This window comes from Streptomyces sp. NPDC048255, assembly GCF_040652415.1.
Lineage (GTDB): Bacteria > Actinomycetota > Actinomycetes > Streptomycetales > Streptomycetaceae > Streptomyces.
On record NZ_JBEZMA010000009.1, the window covers coordinates 173,772 to 188,217 of the forward strand.

Genomic DNA, 14,446 nt, shown 5'->3' on the forward strand with positions numbered 1-14,446 from the left:
TGGGGAGTACGCCGGAAACGCTACGCCGGGGTGACGCCGGTGACGGCGGGCGCGGACTAGCGTGGCGCGTATGGATGAGCAGCGCGAGCGCCCGGGTCCTCCGTGGCGGCGGTGGGTGGAGCGGGCGGGGCGGGGCCCCGCCTGGCGCTCCTCGCTGTTCGTCGCCGTCTTCGCACAGGTCGGTTCGGGGTGGGCCGCGCAGGCCCAGACCGGGCGGGCCGCCCTGGACTGGTTCGGGCGGCTCCTGCTGCTGCTCGGCCCGCTCCTGCTCGTGGGGCGGCACAGGTACCCGGTGGCCGTGGCGTACGGGGTCAGCGCCGTCACCCTGGTGTACGTCGGTGCCGGGTATCCGTACGGCCCGGTCTTCGTCAGCCTGGCCCTGGCCTGTTTCGCCGCCGTCGTCGCCGGGCGCCGCGAAGCGGCCTGGGGCGCCGTCGGGCTGCTGTGGGCCGGGCACCTGCTCATCGGCCACTGGCTCTACCGGTGGCTCCCGCCCGCCGGGGACGGCCCGGCGCCGTGGGCACAGGAAGTGGCCGTCACCGCATGGGTGCTGGCGATACTCGCCGTCTCCGAACTGGTCCGCACGCGCCGCGAGCAGTGGGCGCGGGAGCGGGCCGAGCGGGCGGCCGCGGACAGACGCCGGGTGGGAGAGGAGCGGCTGCGGATCGCCCGTGAACTCCACGACGTCCTCGCCCACAGCATTTCGGTGATCAATGTCCAGGCCGGGGTCGGGCTGGCCCTCCTCGACAGCGACCCCGAGCAGGCCCGTACGGCGCTCACCACCATCAGGGCCGCCAGCAAGGAGGCGCTGGGTGAGGTCCGGCAGGTGCTCGACACCCTGCGCGCGCCCGGTGAGGCGCCCCGGACGCCCGCACCCGGCCTCGACCGGCTGCCCGAGCTCGTGGAGCAGGCGGCCGCCGCCGGGCTGACCGTCGAAGTCACGGTGGACGGGGAGGCCCGGGGGCTGCCGCCCGGCGTGGACCTGGCCGCCTTCCGGATCGTGCAGGAGGCCCTGACCAATGTCGTGCGGCACTCCGGTGCGCGCACCGCCCGGGTCCGCCTGGCCTGGCGGCCGCGGCTGCTGGAGCTGCGCGTGGACGACGACGGCCCGGCCACCGGCGCCCCGGCGGGCGGCAGTGGGAACGGGCTGGTGGGCATGCGCGAGCGGGCTGCGGCCCTCGGCGGCGGCATCGAGGCAGGTCCGCGCCCGGACGGCGGCTTCGCGGTGGTCGCCCGGCTCCCGATGAAGGCCGTCCCGTCCCAGGAGGACCCGTGATGATCCGTGTGCTGCTCGCCGACGACCAACTGCTCGTACGGGCGGGCTTCCGGGCGCTGCTCGACGCCCAGCCCGACATCGAGGTCGTCGCGGAGGCCTCCGACGGCGAGGAGGCCGTCCACCTGGTGCGGCAACTGCGCCCCGACGTGGTCCTCATGGACATCCGCATGCCGGTGCTCGACGGGCTCGCCGCCACCCGGCGCATCACCGGGGACGGGGAACTGGCGGGCGTCCGGGTGGTCATGCTCACCACCTTCGAGCTCGACGAGTACGTCTTCGAGGCGATCCGGTCCGGCGCCTCGGGGTTCCTGGTGAAGGACACCGAACCGGCGGAACTGCTGCGTGCGGTCCGGGCGGTGGTGGAGGGCGACGCCCTGCTGTCCCCGGGCGTCACGCGCCGCCTGATCGCCGAGTTCGCGGCCCGTTCCAGACCGCCCGCCGCCGAGGGTGCGGGCACGGACCTGGGGCGGCTCACCGAGCGGGAGCGGGAGGTCATGGCCCTGGTGGGGCTGGGCCTGTCGAACGAGGAGATCGCCCGGCGGCTGGTCGTCAGCCCGCTCACGGCGAAGACGCACGTCAGCCGGACGATGGTCAAGCTCGGCGCCCGGGACCGCGCCCAACTGGTCGTCCTGGCCTACGAGTCGGGGCTGGTCAGGCCGGGCTGGCTCGGCTGACGGGCCACCCCTCCCCCGCCGGTCACCGTACTCCCGGGGAAGTACCACCGGTGCCGCCGGCCGTACGACGACCCGGCTGCCTCGCGGAGCCAGTCTCGGAGTGAGACGAAACGTCCACCCTCCGAGGAGCTGAACCGCGATGAACACCCTCACCACCCTCGCGCACGACGGGCCCGGCCCGTGGATCCTGTTCTTCCCGCTGATCTGGGCGGCCGTCGTGGTCGGCGCCGTCACCCTGCTGCGCCGCACCGTGTGGCGCGGCCGCCGCGCACCGTGGCGGGCCCGCGGCGCCGGTTACGCGGAGCACTCGCCGATCGCGATCCTGGGGCGGCGCTTCGCCTCGGGCGAGATCGACGAGGACGAGTACTGGCGGCGGCTCTCCGTCCTCGACGAGCAGTTCGGCCGCTCCTCCCAAAGCAGTGCGGCATGAGCACCGCCACCTCGCCGGGCGGCGGCGGCGCCGTCGCCGCCCGGGTCGTCGACGCCCGCAAGGTCTACGGCCTGGGCGACACGGAGGTGCGCGCCCTGGACGGGGTGAGCGCCGACTTCCCGGCCGGCCGCTTCACCGCGATCATGGGCCCCTCCGGCTCCGGCAAGTCGACCCTCATGCACTGCGCCGCCGGACTCGACACCCTCACCTCCGGATCGGCGTTCATCGGCGGCCGGGAGCTGGGGCGCTCGACGACCGCGGGCTCACCCTGCTGCGCCGCGCTGGCCGCGCTGCGCGAGAGCGCCGTCGACCGGTCCGGGGCCTCGCGGGCCCGGACGGCCGCGGGGGCCGCCCTGGGCGCGGCCGAGGCCGGGGCGGTCCTGGCCGGGGTGCTCGCCGTACCGTCCCTGTGGCTGTCCGGGGCGGGTGCGCTGCTGTTCACGGCCGCGTTCGTCGTACTGGGTCCGGTGGCGTCCTCGTCGGTGCTACGGGTGCTCGCCCGCCCGCTGGAACGGCTGCGCGGGGTGACCGGTGCGCTGGCGGGGGGCAATGCGCTGCGCAGCCCCCGGCGGACGGCGTCGACCGCGACCGCGCTGATGATCGGCGTGGCCGTCGTGTCGCTGTTCACCGTGTTCGGGTCCTCCCTGAAGGCGACCGCGGACCAGGCCGTGTCCCGGTCCTTCGCCGGTGACGTGGCCGTCAGCGCGCCCTCGTTCGGCGCGGGCGGCAGCGGGCTCAGCCCGGGACTGGCTCCGGCCGTCGCAGCGCTGCCGGAGGTGGCCGGAGCGGTCGGGCTCGGCAAGGGGTCGCCGAAGTCGACGGCTCCGGGCGGGCGCTGACCGTCACCGACCCGGCCGCGCTCGCGGTGGGCCTCGACCTCGGCTCGGTGGAGGGACGGCTCGACGCGCTGGGGAGCGACGGGATCGCGGTGGCGGCCCGGGAAGCGGACCGGCACGGGTGGCGGCCCGGCAGCGTCGTCGGACTCACCTTCAGCGACGGGCAGAAGCAGCCCTTCACGGTCCGGGCCGTCTACGGGCGGGCCGAGCTCGCGGGCGACTACGTCATCACGCGCGCGGCCTGGGCCCGGCACCGGCTGCAGGACTCCGACGCGCTGGTGGCCGTCACCTGGAAGGACGGGGTGCCGGTCGCGGAGGGGGCGGCGGCGGTCGAGAGGGCGGCCGAGCGGTTCGGCGGTCCCGAGGTGCAGACGCGCGAGGAGTACGCGCGGTCCTCGGCCGGCGGCATCGACATGATGCTCACGCTGGTGTACGCGCTCCTCGCCCTCGCCGTGCTGATCGCGCTGCTGGGCATCGCCAACACGCTCACCCTCGCGGTGTACGAGCGCACCCGCGAGCTGGGGCTGCTGCGGGCGGTCGGGCAGAGCCGGGGGCAGTTGCGGGCCATGGTGCGCTGGGAGTCGGTCCTGATCGCCGCGTTCGGCACGGCCGGGGGGCTGGCGCTGGCTGCGTCCTCGGGTGGGTGCTGGTGGAGGCATCGGCCGCAGCGGGCGCCAGTGCGTTCGTGTTCGCCGTCCCGCCCGTGCGGCTGGGCGTGGTCGCCCTGGTGGGTGTGGCGGCGGGCGTCCTCGCGGCCCTGCGCCCGGCCCGGCGCACACGGCGGCGCGGCGCGCCTGGACATCCTGCGGGCCGTCGCCACCGAGTAGTGCCGTGGGAAGGCAAGGCCCGCCGGGACACGGCACGGCACGGCACGGCACCCAGCGTGACGGCCTGCCGGACCGCCGGCCCACCGGGACCGCGGGCCGCCGTCAGCGGGCGCAGGCGGCGGCCAGGCGGGCCAGCGTGGCGCGCATCCCCGCGCGGTTGACGGCGATGCGGCTCTCGGTTCCGGTTCCGGCGAAGACGGCGCCGAGCAGGACGGTCAGGCGGGCGCCCCGGCCGGTGCGCAGGTCCTGCCAGGTCTCGGTGACCCGGGTGCCGTCACCCTCCGGCTCGAAGCGGTACCCCCAGCGGGCGATCGGCAGGCCGAAGACGCCCACGTCGAAGGTGAGTTCACCCGGCTCGGTCGCGGTCGCCGGCGCGCTGAGGCTGGTGATCCGGCCCGTCGTGAACCAGACGAACGGCCCCCTCCGGTTGAGTCCGACGAAGCGGCTGCCGGGGCGGGCCGGAGGCCGGGGCACCCAGACCCGCCGGCACTCCGGGCTCCAACGCCCCATGTTCCGCAGATCGGCCACCATCCGGTGGACGTCCGCGGGTGCGGCGTCCACCACGATGTGCTCCTCCAGGTGCCACTGACGCTCCGTCATGCCGTTCCCCCTGTCCCCGGCTGCCCGGTGTCCGTGCCCGCGTCCGGTCGGCGTCGCGGTCAGCACACCCTACGGAGTCTCCGGCGGGGCGGGCAGTGCCGGTGCACTGCCCGCCCGTTCGACGGCCGGTCAACGGCCGTTCGACGGCCGCGCGGTCGGGCCACCCGTCAGCGGCACTGGCCCGAGCGCGGGCCCTGCACCGTGTTCGCGCTCTGGTGGAGCGTCGGTGCGTTGCCCTCGCAGCGCAGCGGGCCGGTGATCCGGTTCGACTCGGCCGCGGGTGCGTCCTTGGCGGGCGGCAGGCCCGCCCCGCTGTTGCCGGTGACGGTCACCGGTCCGGTCACCGAGTTGGCCGACACCTCGACGCCGCCGGCGTTGGCGTCCACGACCAGCGGGCCGGTCACGGTGTTGCCCGCGCAGGGACGGTCGCCCGCGCCGGCCGAGCCGATCAGCACGTAGCCGCTGCTGCGCCTGACGGTGACGGGCCCGGTGACGGTGGACCCGCAGACGCTCACGGCGAGTGCGCCGTCGGCGGAGACGGACCCGGTGATCCGTGCCCCCGTGACGGCCAGGGCGCCGCCCGGCCGGACCTGCACCGGTCCGGTCTGGGTACCACCGGGGCCGATGCACAGCGATTGGCCCGCCGCCACTGTCAGGGGACCGTGGTGGGGGGTCGTGATGCAGGGCTCGCTGAATCCGACGTCCACCCCGGCGGGCTCGCCCGCCTGGCTCCCGGTGAAGACCGGGGAGCCGTCGTAGCGCGCGGTGACGGCGTGGGAGCCGGGCTGGAGGGCGGTGGTGGTGAAGCGGGCCACGCCCCCGGTCAGCGGGACGGTCGCGAGCGGGGTCGTACCGTCCGAGAACCGGACCGACCCGCCCGGGGTGCCCGCGGCCGGGTCGGCCGCGCCGACGGTGGCGGTGAAGGTGACCGCGTGCCCGAAGAGGGGCTCGGCAGTGTCCGCGCCGAGGGAGAGCGCCCTCCCGTAGCGGAAGGAGACGACGGCCTTGCCTTGCCGCGGTTGACGCCGGATTCCAGGGCCACGCCGGTCACCGTCGGGGCCGCGAAGCCGCTGCCCCCGCCGCCGCCGGCGCCGGGCAGGTTGTCGGGGTTGCCGCCGCCCGAGCCGCCCGCGCCGCCGAAGTATCCGCCGCCGCCTCCCCCGCCGCCGTTGCCGCCCCGGCCGCCGTTGCCCCCGGGGCCTCCGCTGCCCGGGTTGAACAGGCCGGTGGCCGGGTCGATGTCGCTCCCGGCGATTCCGGGGCCGCCGAGGCGGGAGTTGGGGCTGCCGGTCCCGTGGGCCTGCTGGGTGCCACCGCCGCCGCCGGCGACGCCCGAGCCCTCGGGGCCCGCTGCCTGGCCGCCGGAGCCCGCGGTCAGGCCGCCGCCGGCGACGCCGTGCAGCATCGGGCCGCCGTTGCCCGCGCCTCCGCCGCCGCCGGCGACCAGGACCCGTTCGGACGGACCGAAGGTGCCGGTGCGCACGTCGGAGCCGCCACCGCCGGAACCACCGCCGCCGTGCGCGCCGCCGCCGCCCGATCCGTGGCCGTAGCCGCCGGGGCGGGCGTACTCGCCCTTGCGGGAGGTGCCGGGTACCCCGGCGGCTCCGAGGGTGAGCTGGAGGGTTGCGCCCGCGTTCACGGCCAGGGTGGCTCGGGTCCGGCCGCCGAGGCCGCCGGGCGCTCCCGCGTTCGGCGGGTGGGGGGCGACGTACCCGGCGGCGCTGCCGCCCTCCGCCCCGGACAGGTCGATGTCCACCGAGGTGACCCCGTCAGGGACGGTGAAGAGGTCGGTCCCGGCGGCGCCGTAGGTGCAGGTGGGCGGTGAGGCGCTGTAGACGCCGCGCTGGCCGCAGGGTCCGGCCGCGGCCGCGGGATCGGCGGCCGCGACGGGCGGCACCAGCGCGACGGCGAGCAGGACGCTCGCGCCGACCGCCGCCGCCACCGTGGAACGGGGCGTGGCCCTCGTGGGTCCGTGCCTGTCCGGAGCAGGCTTACAGAGACGGTTCATGGGTGTGGGAGGGGAAGAGAAGTAAGGAAGGAAGGAGGGGCGGGTTCAGGGAAGGTCGTCGGTCGGGAGGTCGAGCTCGTAGACGTGGGGCGCGTCGGACTCCCACTCCAGCAGCTGTACGTCGCCCAGGACCGCCTCGTCGGGGTCGGGAAGCCCGGCCCGCCGCAGGAACTCGATGACGTCCTCGTCCGAGCGGGCCAGCCCGAGGGACTCCGCACCGCTCCCGGTCCGCAGCGTGACCTGCCGGCCTCCCGACGGGAGGATGCGGTGTACGACGACCGGCGCGTGGCGCATACCACCAGCCTCGCCCCGGCGGACGGGCCCTGCACCCCGGGGCGCGCGCCCACGCCGCCGTACAGGACCCGCCGTACGGCTCAGGCGGTAGGGCCTGCGGCGGGGGCGGCGGCCGCCTCGGGGACGCGGAACATCGAGGGGTCCGGGTAGGTCGCCTTCTCCGCGTGCACGACTTCTTCTATCTGCGCCTTGAACTCCGGCCCGAAGAGGTCCACGGTCAGCAGCAGCCCCAGCCCCCGCAGGGTCGGGTCGAGCAGTGGGCGGGCCATACGGGAACCCCCGCCGCTCACGCCCGTGAAACCGGCTCGGGCCAGCGGCAGCCTGCCGCTCACCCGGTCTTCGAGGCCCGCCGCCGCGTGTCCGGCGATCAGCGCGAGGTCCGTGAGGAACTTGCGGGCCCCGCGGGCCATCTCCTCGGCGCCCTGGAGCGTCTGGACGCTGCCGCCCGCCACCTTGAAGTCGTCGCTGGTCCGCTTGGGTCCGCGGGCCTCGTACACCCCGAGCGCCTCCTCGAAGAGCCGGCCCGCCTCGTCCACCGTTCTCATCGCCGCCACCAGCTGGTCGATGTCGATCTCCCGCGTCACGCTGCCTCCTGGTCCGGAACTGTGCTGCCGCACCGACCGTAGGAGGCGGAGGCTCCCTACGGAACACCCCTGCGGCACGGAAATGCCGAAGTCACGGGCCTGCCGCCCGCGCGGCGGCGCCGCACGGCACCCCCCGGTCAGTCCACGGAACCTGCGGCCGCCCCCCTCGGCGCGGGCAGGAACTTGCCCGCCTTGAGCTCCAGCTGCGCGGCGAAGTACTCCTCCGCGTCGGGACGCATCCGGGCGAGGGCGACCATGGCGGTGATGACCACGTCGCAGACCTCGTCGTGGACGTCCTCCCAGCTGTGCGAGTGCCCCTTGCGGGGGTTGGTCCCCTTGGCCCCGATCACGGCCTGGGCGGCCTCACCGAACTCCTCCCCGATCTTGAGGACTTGGAGGATGTGGCTCTCCTGCGGGGGCATGCCCCGTTCGGCGTCGGCCGCGTCGAAGCAGGCTGCGAGGTCGACGACGGTGTCCCATGCGGCGGTCACGGTTCGAGGTGCCTTCCTGTTCGCGTGCGCTGGCGCACTGAATGGCCCTGAAAGCGGGACGGATTGGGCTCACTCCCTCCCCGCCGGGCAAAGCAGCACCATACTCGGAGCATGGCTGACACCTTCACTTGCGCGCGCGGGGCCGGCCCCGGGCGCACCGATTCCCGGGCGGCGTGAGGCGCGTGGAACTGCACATCGACCACCGCTGGCTACTGGAGCGGCAGGAAGCCCTGTTCAAGGACGTGGAGGTCGCCGACCACTCGGCGCTGGCCGCCGCCGTGGCCCGGCACCGGGTGAACACCCCCAGCCTGACGGTGGACGATCCCGACGCCTACTGGCGGGCCGCCGCCCTCCTGGAGGCGATCGTCCTTCTGCGCCCGCTCCCCGCCCACAACGAGTACTTCGCCTACGGGGTCGCGGTCGCGTACATCGAGGCGTCCGGCGGGACGGTGGAGGCTCCGTACGAGCACTGGCGCGACCTCGTCACCGGCATCCGGGCGCTGCGCCTGAGCGTCTTCGAGGTGGCGGACCGGCTGCGCTCCTGGCAGACGCCGTAGGGCGCCCGCAGGTCTCAGCGCTTGCGCGCGGCGGGGGTGTTCACGAGGAGCGCGTCGGTGACGAGCCGGGCGCCGCGGGCGAGCCTGCTGAGCTGTTCGAGTTCGACGGCGTACATCCGGATCGTGTTCTCGATGACGGACTCGGCCACCCCGAGCATGGGCAGTTCGGCCCGGCTGGTCTGGAGGGCCACGCGCACCGCGCGCATCTCGTGCTGCAACTGGAGCTGTACGTGGCGGCCGAGGAGCGCGTGGTGGCGGGTCAGCGTCAGATAGCTGCCGTAGCGGGCCGGAAGCAGGTCCCGCAGCCAGCGCGTGGCCGAGCGTTCCCAGTCGTGCGTGCCGGGCGCCTTGACCTGCATGGGCCAGTCGGGGCTGCGGGTGATGGTGGCCGTCTGGGGCATTCTCGTCACTTCCGAGTGGTGTCGAACTCTGAGCGAGATGGTGAGGGGGGCGGCCCCGGCCCAGGGGTTGACCGGGGCCGCCAGGGGCGCTCTGCGGGATCCGAAAGCCTGACTCGACCCGAAGGCGTGACGTGAGGAGGAGCATCACGCTGCGGGTCTGTTCTAGGAGGACGTGGGGACGTCCTCCTTGGCATCTGGTGGATCCGGAGCGCCGCCGTCAGTAAACATATATACCGTCGAGTAAGCAAGCGCATGAAAAATTTCATGCACCTGCTGGCCTGAATATATTCCGGCCGAAGTCGGCCGGATTTTCCCTACAGGAAGAAACCGTGCTGGTCAGCGACCTGCTCGTAGCTTTCGAGCCTCGCCTGCGTCCGCTCGGGGTCGGCATCGGCCATGGCTTGAAGTAGTGCGGCCGACAGCATCCCCGGGGCCGCGTACGAGTCGAAGACCAGCCGCGATCCGGTCCCTGCGGTCAGCGCCACGTCCGCCTCGTCCACCAGCGGCCCCAGGGTGGGATCGGTGATCAGCACGACGCGCAGCCCCGTGCTGCGGGCGGCCCGGACCGCCGCCAGGGTCTCCTTGGCGTGCCGCGGCATGGCGAAGGCCAGGACCCAGGTACCGCCCGCCGCCCTGGACTGGAGCAGCGCGTCGAAGGCGACGCTGCCGCCGCGGGTCACCAGGCGTACGTCGGGGTGGATGCGCCGGGCCGCGTAGGCGAAGTACTCCGCCAGGGAGACCGAGATCCGCAGGCCGAGGACGGTCAGCGGCACCGAGCGGGCCAGTTCGCGGCCGATGTCCAGGACCTGGTTGGTGTCGGCGAGCAGCCGCCGGACGTTCTCCAGGTTCTCGATCTCGGCGTCGACGGCGGCCTGGAGCTCGTTGCGGCGGATCTGCTCCCGGCTGTCCGGGGCCCCGGCGACCGCGCTCAGGGCGATCGGCTGGAGCATCTCCCGCAGGGCCGGATAGCCGCTGAAGCCGAGGGACACGGCGAACCGGGTCACGGAGGGCTGGCTCACGCCCACCCGCTCGGCGAGCTCGGTGATGGAGAGGAACGCGGCTTCGGTGAGGTGGTCGATCAGGTATTGGGCGATCCGCCGCTGTCCCGGGGACAGCCTGCGGCCGTCGAAGAGTGCGAGGAGCCGGTCCGCGGGGGCGCGTCCCTGCTCCGACGACGGCTGGCCGGTCGGCGTGATCGCGGCCGCCTGTGCGCGTGCCTGCTGGCCCGATGACACCCGAGGGCCTCCTTCTCATGTCACTCGTGTTCCAACATAGCTCACGCCCCGTGTTCGGCGAACCGACCGGTCCCGGCGGCGCCCGGGGGCGTCGCCGGGACCGGCGCAGTCGTCAGTTCCAGTAGCGGCCGTGGGTCGGACAGGTCTGTCCTGTGCCCCCGCACGTGCTACAGGTCCTACCGCTCTGCCCCCGGCAGGGCGGGCAGTTGACGACGGCCTTGCCGTCCTTGCGGCACTTCGCGCCGCTGCCGGACCGGCCGGCGGCGAACAGTCCGCCGCCCGTGGTGTAGGCCCATTCCTTGCCGTGGCGCGGGCACCGGTAGCCGGCCGTGCACCGGCCGCACCCGCGGTCGCAGCACTTCTCCAGCGTCTCCCCGTGCCGGCACTTCATCTGACTCATGGTCGTCGCCTCCGCTCCGTTTCCGTCCTCCGGCGCCTCAGGCGGTCTTCCAGCCGCGCGTGCGCACGCTGCACTGCGCGAAGCTGTGGCGCAGACCGCCGGCGAGCCCGATGGCGTTCCCCATCCACCTGCGGATCGCCCCCATGCGCCGGTCGAGGTACACCTCACCGGTGCATCCGCTGTTCGTGGGCGTGAGGTCGACGAGGAAGCGGAAGTAGGTGTCGATCTTGTTGCCGGCCGTCACCGTCAGGCCGCTGCGGTCCAGCCGGCTGAGGTAGACGGCCGCGGCCAGGCCCGGCTCCGTCACTTCGAAGACGGGGTCGCTCAACTGCTCGGTCACACCACTGAAGACGATCTTCAGGGTGTCCTCCACGGAGTGCGGCGAGTCGAAACTGCCGATGCGCTTGGTGAACGTACTCATGGGAACTCCTCGTTCTCGTGTCCGCCGTCGGTCCGCCGGCGCTTCCCCGCCCCACGTCCGGGGTGCGCCGGTCCCTCGATGCTGGCGCCGCCGTACCGGCCCTGTCTGTCCCCGAAGTCCGGGACAGACAGGGCCGGTTCGGCAGTGGTACTTCTGGGGACCGGAGTCACGCACGGCCGACGTCGGGCGACGCCGGGCGACATCGAGGGGGACGGATGACCGGATACGAACCCACCGGTACGGAGCATGCCGCGGAGCCGCTCCGGCTCGCGGCCGTGGACGACCATCCGGTGGTGCGGTGGGGACTGCGCAGCTGTCTCGCCGAACTCGCCCCGGACATCGAGTGGCTGGGGCTCCAGGTGGACGTCGCGTCCCTGCTGGACTCCGTGACCACGGTGCCCTCCGTCGTGCTGCTCGACATCGAGCTGGGCAACGGCAGCCAGGTGGAGGAGAACGTCGCCCGGCTGCGCGAAGCGGGGGCGCGCGTACTGCTGTTCACCCAGGACCACCGGCCCGCGGTCGTCCGCAGGGGCATCGAGGCCGGCGCGCTGGGCCTGGTGCTCAAGGAGGACCCGGAGACGGAACTCGTGGAGGCGGTACGCGCCGCCCACGCGGGCGAGTCGTACGTGTCCGGGCGGCTGGCGCACCAGATCGTCAACGATCCGCGGGGCCGCGTGCGGCTGAGCGAGCGCCAGCGCGAGGTGCTGGGGCTGCTGGCGCGCGGGATGAAGGTCCCGCAGATCGCCGAGCGCCTCTTCATGAGCCCCGACACCGTGTACACCTACCGCAAGCGGGCCCTCCAGGCCTTCTCCCGCCAGGAGGGTCACCGGCTCACCGACAACAGCGAACTGGTGTGGCGCTCCGTCGTCGACGGACACATCGAGGTCTCCCCCGGCCCGAGGCCGGACCGGTGATCCCCGGCACGTACCGCTTCGGGGTGGAGTGCGCGCTCCAGCGGTCGTTCGCCGGGCTGGCCGTGCTGTTCGCGGCGGTCTGGTCGGTGGTGGCGCTCTCGCTGGCCGCTTCCTCCGGTACGCGGTACCCGCTGACGCTGGGCTCCTCGGGCCTGTTCGTCCTGCTGCTGGCCGCCACGGCGCTCAGGGGCCGGCGTACGGCGGTCTCCGGCCGGCCGGACGCGCTCCTGGCGACGGGTGTCGCGCTGGCGGTGCACGCGGCGTACGCGGTGGAGCGGCCGGAGGCGGTCTCGGTGGGTCTGCGGTGCATGGCGACGGTGGCCGCGGTGCTGCTCGCCGTGGGCTTCCTGCGGGGCCGGGCCGGCTGGGCGGCCGCGCTGCTGGTCCTGGCCGCCCAGGTGGCGGCGAGCCTGCGCACCGACGGGGTGTTCGGGGCGCTGGAGGGGGTGTGGCCCGCGGCGGCTTCCGCGCTGGCGGCCGCCGCGCTGGCCCCGGTGCTGCGCGCGGCGGGACTGCGGGCCGACGACGCGGTGCGGGACAAACTGGACGCCGTCGCGGCGGCCGCGCGCGCCCAGGCCGAACGCCGGGCGCAGCGGGAGTTCCAGCGGCTGCTCCACGACGACGTGGGCGCCGCGCTGCGGGCGGCCGCCCGTCCAGGCGTCCCGGCCGAGGAGCAGCGGTCCCAGGCCCGGCGTGCCGTCGCGGGTCTGACCTCCGGTCCCGCCGGGCCGGACGGGGACGCGGTGGTCGATGTCGCGGCGCGGCTCGGCGAGGCCTCCGTCGCCTCGGTCGTGGGGGCCGCGGCGGCCTCGGCGGGCAGCGGCGTTCCGCGCGTGACGGCCGATCTGCCGCCGGGAGGCCTGGTCCTCCCGCGCGAGGTGGGCGAGGCGTGCCTGCGGGCGGCCACCGAGGCCCTGCGCAACGCGGGGCTGTACTCCGACGCCACGCGGGTCCGGGTGCGGCTGCGCGGCGACGCGGACGGCCTGACCCTGACGGTCTCGGACGACGGCGTGGGGTTCTCCCCGGACCGGGTCCGCCCGGCCTCCCTGGGGCTGCGCCGCTCGGTGCGCCAGTGCATGGCGGACCTCGGCGGCTCCGCCGAGGTGATCAGCGCGCCGGGTCGGGGCACCACGGTGCGCCTGCGGTGGCGGCGGGCGGCGCCGGACCGCGGGGCCGCCGGGCCGTCCCGGCCGCGGGGCCGGGCCGAGACCATCAGGGCCGCGATCGGCGACGTCCGGCGGCCGCTGGCGGCGGTGTGCCTGCCGTTCCTGGCCGTCATGGGCTGGGTGGCCACCGTACACGCGCCCCGTACGCCCGGCATGGTCTGGTACCTGCCCTGGTACGCGCTGCTCGCGGTGGCGACGGGGCTGCTGCTGGCCCGGGCGGACCGGGGCGTCGGCGGCCGGGCGGCCCTGGGGTGGTCGGCGTTCGCCGTGTGCGGCTCGGTCAGCAGCCTGCTGGTGATGCCCGCGGAGGGCATCGCGGACTACACCTCGTGGCCCATCGGCGCGGTGACCCCGCTGCTGACCCTGCTGGTGACCGTGCGCCCCCGGTGGGAGGTGCTGCTGGCGCTGGCCTGCGAGGAGGCCGGGATCATCGTGCTGACGGCGTCGCGGCCGCCGGCCGGGACGACGGCCCTGGACGCGATGGTGACGGCGCTGCCGGCGCTGATCGCCCCGGTGATGGGGGTGGTCATGGGCGGCGTGATCGGCCGTACGGTGACCCGCCTGGGCGGCGCCGTCCTGGACGCCGAGGCCACCCGTACGGCCGTGGTGGCCGCCGAGTCCGCGGCGCGTGCGCGCAAGGCCCAGCACAGTCGGCAACTGGCCGACCTGGACGAGCTGGTCCTGCCGTTCCTGCGGGTGCTGGCCTCCGGTTCGGCGGGCGACCTCGGCGAGGTCCGGGGGCGGGCGACCAGGCTCGGCCAGTCCCTACGGGACGAGCTGCACCTGTCGGGCGTGCTCGACCGGCCGCTGCGCGCGCTGATCGACGCGGCGCGCGGGGCGGGCTGCACCGTGACCGTCCACGCGTACGCGGAGGAGGACGACGGGGCGCAGTCCGGTGGCGGCGTCCGGCCGGACCTGGTGCGCGGGATGCTGACCGCCGCGCTGGACGGTCAGCGGACGCCGGACGAACTGGTGCTGAGCATCCAGTACGGCATCCGGCAGTCGGGGGTGAGCCTGCTCGCCACACCGGGCGATCCCGGCCGGGCGGCCGCGCTGCGGGGCGTGCTCGCGGGCGAGCGGGCGGAGGTGGAGGACTCCCCCGGACTCACCTGGGCCGAGGTCGACCTCCCGGGCCGCGCGGCGCGACCCGGTGAACCTTTCCGGCCACAGCACTAGGCCGTGTCTGATGGCTCTTGCCCGGGTGGTGGATCTGCTGCCGTTCCGGGCATGAGTCGGGCATGGTGCGTCGGCATGAACTGACGAATGCTCAGTGGGATCGCATAGCCCCGCTGCTGCCGGAGACCGGTGGGCCGGGTGGTCGGTGGGCGGATC

Annotated in this window: 15 protein-coding genes and 2 pseudogenes; 7 read left to right on the forward strand and 10 right to left on the reverse strand. The window is 74.8% G+C overall.

Annotation, left to right across the window (positions count from 1 at the left end):
* Positions 1-70 precede the first annotated feature (70 nt).
* From AB0D94_RS11115 to AB0D94_RS11130, 4 genes and pseudogenes are all read left to right on the forward strand, one after another.
* On the forward strand, positions 71-1,276 hold the full coding sequence (locus AB0D94_RS11115; RefSeq protein WP_362049061.1) for a sensor histidine kinase: 1,206 nt from the start codon (positions 71-73) through the stop codon (positions 1,274-1,276).
* Complete coding sequence (locus AB0D94_RS11120) at positions 1,276-1,950, forward strand: response regulator transcription factor (protein WP_362049064.1); 675 nt, start codon at positions 1,276-1,278, stop codon at positions 1,948-1,950. The genes AB0D94_RS11115 and AB0D94_RS11120 overlap by 1 nt, the downstream gene beginning before the upstream one ends.
* Before the next feature lie 139 nt (positions 1,951-2,089).
* Complete coding sequence (locus tag AB0D94_RS11125; RefSeq protein ID WP_362049067.1) at positions 2,090-2,380, forward strand: SHOCT domain-containing protein; 291 nt, start codon at positions 2,090-2,092, stop codon at positions 2,378-2,380.
* Positions 2,377-4,043: pseudogene (locus tag AB0D94_RS11130) on the forward strand (FtsX-like permease family protein). The gene AB0D94_RS11125 and the pseudogene AB0D94_RS11130 overlap by 4 nt, the downstream one beginning before the upstream one ends.
* A 102-nt stretch (positions 4,044-4,145) precedes the next feature.
* Here the strand turns inward: AB0D94_RS11130 and AB0D94_RS11135 are convergent.
* The 6 genes and pseudogenes from AB0D94_RS11135 to AB0D94_RS11160 form a co-directional block, all read right to left on the reverse strand.
* Positions 4,146-4,643 (reverse strand): SRPBCC family protein, encoded by a 498-nt coding sequence (locus tag AB0D94_RS11135; protein ID WP_362049070.1) that lies wholly within the window; start codon positions 4,641-4,643, stop codon positions 4,146-4,148.
* A gap of 167 nt (positions 4,644-4,810) precedes the next feature.
* Positions 4,811-5,788, reverse strand: a complete 978-nt coding sequence (locus AB0D94_RS11140) for an Ig-like domain-containing protein (RefSeq protein WP_362049127.1) — start codon at positions 5,786-5,788, stop codon at positions 4,811-4,813.
* Positions 5,707-6,651 (reverse strand): annotated as a pseudogene (locus AB0D94_RS11145) (glycine-rich protein); the annotation flags it as partial. The gene AB0D94_RS11140 and the pseudogene AB0D94_RS11145, both read right to left, overlap by 82 nt.
* A 45-nt stretch (positions 6,652-6,696) precedes the next feature.
* Positions 6,697-6,945: a hypothetical protein gene (locus AB0D94_RS11150; RefSeq protein ID WP_362049073.1), complete on the reverse strand. Its 249-nt coding sequence runs from the start codon at positions 6,943-6,945 to the stop codon at positions 6,697-6,699.
* A gap of 80 nt (positions 6,946-7,025) precedes the next feature.
* Positions 7,026-7,529, reverse strand: coding sequence for a hypothetical protein (locus AB0D94_RS11155; RefSeq protein ID WP_362049076.1), 504 nt, complete (start codon positions 7,527-7,529; stop codon positions 7,026-7,028).
* Positions 7,530-7,666: 137 nt separating this feature from the next.
* The gene (locus AB0D94_RS11160) at positions 7,667-8,020 is read right to left on the reverse strand and encodes a MazG-like family protein (RefSeq protein WP_362049079.1); all 354 of its coding nucleotides are present in this window, start codon (positions 8,018-8,020) and stop codon (positions 7,667-7,669) included.
* A 182-nt stretch (positions 8,021-8,202) separates the two neighbouring features.
* Here AB0D94_RS11160 and AB0D94_RS11165 point away from each other — a divergent pair, with 182 nt between their 5' ends.
* The gene (locus tag AB0D94_RS11165; RefSeq protein ID WP_362049082.1) at positions 8,203-8,577 is read left to right on the forward strand and encodes a toxin Doc; all 375 of its coding nucleotides are present in this window, start codon (positions 8,203-8,205) and stop codon (positions 8,575-8,577) included.
* Positions 8,578-8,591: 14 nt separating this feature from the next.
* On the opposite strand, the gene AB0D94_RS11170 is transcribed toward AB0D94_RS11165, so the two are convergent.
* The 4 genes from AB0D94_RS11170 to AB0D94_RS11185 all read right to left on the reverse strand — a co-directional run bounded on the left by AB0D94_RS11170 (position 8,592) and on the right by AB0D94_RS11185 (position 11,034).
* The gene (locus tag AB0D94_RS11170; protein ID WP_362049130.1) at positions 8,592-8,978 is read right to left on the reverse strand and encodes a hypothetical protein; all 387 of its coding nucleotides are present in this window, start codon (positions 8,976-8,978) and stop codon (positions 8,592-8,594) included.
* Positions 8,979-9,292: 314 nt separating this feature from the next.
* Entirely contained in the window at positions 9,293-10,213 is a 921-nt protein-coding gene (locus AB0D94_RS11175) for a MurR/RpiR family transcriptional regulator (RefSeq protein WP_362049085.1), read from the reverse strand.
* A gap of 112 nt (positions 10,214-10,325) precedes the next feature.
* A complete protein-coding gene (locus tag AB0D94_RS11180; protein ID WP_362049088.1) occupies positions 10,326-10,613 on the reverse strand; it encodes a hypothetical protein in 288 nt (95 codons plus the stop codon).
* 37 nt (positions 10,614-10,650) lie between these two features.
* Entirely contained in the window at positions 10,651-11,034 is a 384-nt protein-coding gene (locus tag AB0D94_RS11185) for a hypothetical protein (protein WP_362049091.1), read from the reverse strand.
* Between the two features lie 215 nt (positions 11,035-11,249).
* Here AB0D94_RS11185 and AB0D94_RS11190 point away from each other — a divergent pair, with 215 nt between their 5' ends.
* Positions 11,250-11,948 (forward strand): response regulator transcription factor, encoded by a 699-nt coding sequence (locus AB0D94_RS11190; protein WP_362049094.1) that lies wholly within the window; start codon positions 11,250-11,252, stop codon positions 11,946-11,948.
* Positions 11,945-14,290: an ATP-binding protein gene (locus AB0D94_RS11195; protein ID WP_362049097.1), complete on the forward strand. Its 2,346-nt coding sequence runs from the start codon at positions 11,945-11,947 to the stop codon at positions 14,288-14,290. The genes AB0D94_RS11190 and AB0D94_RS11195 overlap by 4 nt, the downstream gene beginning before the upstream one ends.
* Positions 14,291-14,446: the final 156 nt, after the last annotated feature.

Bases quoted from the DNA above. Each gene is read 5' to 3' on its own strand.
- AB0D94_RS11115 (WP_362049061.1), top strand. From the start codon at position 71: ATGGATGAGCAGCGCGAGCGCCCGGGTCCTCCGTGGCGGCGGTGGGTG.
- AB0D94_RS11120 (WP_362049064.1), top strand. From the start codon at position 1,276: ATGATCCGTGTGCTGCTCGCCGACGACCAACTGCTCGTACGGGCGGGC.
- AB0D94_RS11125 (WP_362049067.1), top strand. From the start codon at position 2,090: ATGAACACCCTCACCACCCTCGCGCACGACGGGCCCGGCCCGTGGATC.
- AB0D94_RS11135 (WP_362049070.1), bottom strand. From the start codon at position 4,643: ATGACGGAGCGTCAGTGGCACCTGGAGGAGCACATCGTGGTGGACGCC.
- AB0D94_RS11150 (WP_362049073.1), bottom strand. From the start codon at position 6,945: ATGCGCCACGCGCCGGTCGTCGTACACCGCATCCTCCCGTCGGGAGGC.
- AB0D94_RS11170 (WP_362049130.1), bottom strand. From the start codon at position 8,978: ATGCCCCAGACGGCCACCATCACCCGCAGCCCCGACTGGCCCATGCAG.
- AB0D94_RS11180 (WP_362049088.1), bottom strand. From the start codon at position 10,613: ATGAGTCAGATGAAGTGCCGGCACGGGGAGACGCTGGAGAAGTGCTGC.
- AB0D94_RS11185 (WP_362049091.1), bottom strand. From the start codon at position 11,034: ATGAGTACGTTCACCAAGCGCATCGGCAGTTTCGACTCGCCGCACTCC.
- AB0D94_RS11190 (WP_362049094.1), top strand. From the start codon at position 11,250: ATGACCGGATACGAACCCACCGGTACGGAGCATGCCGCGGAGCCGCTC.